The sequence below is a fragment of the Rhodococcus sp. NPDC057014 genome, from assembly GCF_042673295.1.
Taxonomy (GTDB): Bacteria; Actinomycetota; Actinomycetes; order Mycobacteriales; family Mycobacteriaceae; genus Rhodococcus_F.
On sequence record NZ_JBHUSF010000655.1, the window covers coordinates 1 to 1,121 of the forward strand.

General features: G+C 66.9%; 1 protein-coding gene. It reads right to left on the reverse strand.

The genetic code is table 11. The annotated features are described in order from the left end of the window. Positions 1 to 165: 165 nt before the first annotated feature. Positions 166 to 753: a hypothetical protein gene (locus ACFTZB_RS45795; RefSeq protein ID WP_378442653.1), complete on the reverse strand. Its 588-nt coding sequence runs from the start codon at positions 751 to 753 to the stop codon at positions 166 to 168. Positions 754 to 1,121: the final 368 nt, after the last annotated feature.

Here is a 1,121-nt window from a genome sequence, read left to right on the forward strand (position 1 = left end):
CCGCCGGGCGCTGGGCCCCCACGGCCGGCACGGCGGCAGCGTCGGGCGCAGAGTCGGTTGCTCCGGTGGATGCTCCGGTTCCCGCCGGCGCCGAGGCGGGGGGCTCGGCGGATGTTTCGACGCTCCCGGTCGGGCTGGTGCCCTCGGGTTGCCCGTGTGGGGTTGTCATGCGCGCGTCTCCTTCGGCTTGTCCTTGTTCGGCTCGTCTGTGTTTTCATCCGTCTCGAGCAACTTCTCGAAGAGCTCGCGGTAGTGCACGAACGCCTCCCGCTGTCGCTCCGTCCCGATGTCGCCCGCCTCCTGCGCGAGATAGATGCCGTGCGCCGTGCGGTAGTTTTCGACAACCTTCGGGTGGTCGACCGAAATGTCGGCCGCGCGCTGATCGAAGTCGTCGATCGGGTAACCGCGTTCGCGCATGACGTGGATCACGAGCCGATCCGCAGCGGCTACCGCGCTCGACGGGTTGTCGACGAACTCGATCTGAACCGTCCGCCAGGAATCGGTGTACTTCGCGCGTGCCTCGGGTGTCAACGGGACGATGTCGAGCTTCTCCCGCTTTCGTTCGCGGGCGGCGAGTTCCTTCTCGGCAGCGCCTTGGTCGCCCACCTCGCCGACCGTCCGCTCGTATTCGGGACCGAATCGCCCTTTCAGGCGTTCCGTCCTCTTGCGACTGCTGATCGAGCGGGACGCGATGATCGCCAGCACCGCGATCACGACGAGCACCGCGATCAAGATCCATCCCCAAACAGGCATTTCCTCAGACCTCCTCGTCCTTCGACCGTGTACCCCGACGGCTCATTCGAAAACGGCACCGGTCCGCGGCTGCGAGAAGGGGCACGGAATGATCACCGCGGTCTGTGCCATGGTCCTCGGTGTGCTTCGCGGGGGGTCGGACCCGGCGGACCGGTAGCGCAAACGCCAGTCGGAACGAGCGCGTGTCGCCGAGGTCGCTGCCGGTCTCGACCGCTTCCCATGGTTGGTTCTCGACGACCTCGCCGAGGCACGTCACCGGCCCATGTACCGACATCGTCGGCAGGGGGACGAGGAGGTCATGTCGTTCATCACGGCCCGCGAGCGCGCCACGCCCGGTGCGGACTCGGTTCGTCAAGATTCAGCGGCAC

Coding starts and splice junctions, on each gene's coding strand:
- ACFTZB_RS45795 (WP_378442653.1), bottom strand. CDS start 753: ATGCCTGTTTGGGGATGGATCTTGATCGCGGTGCTCGTCGTGATCGCG.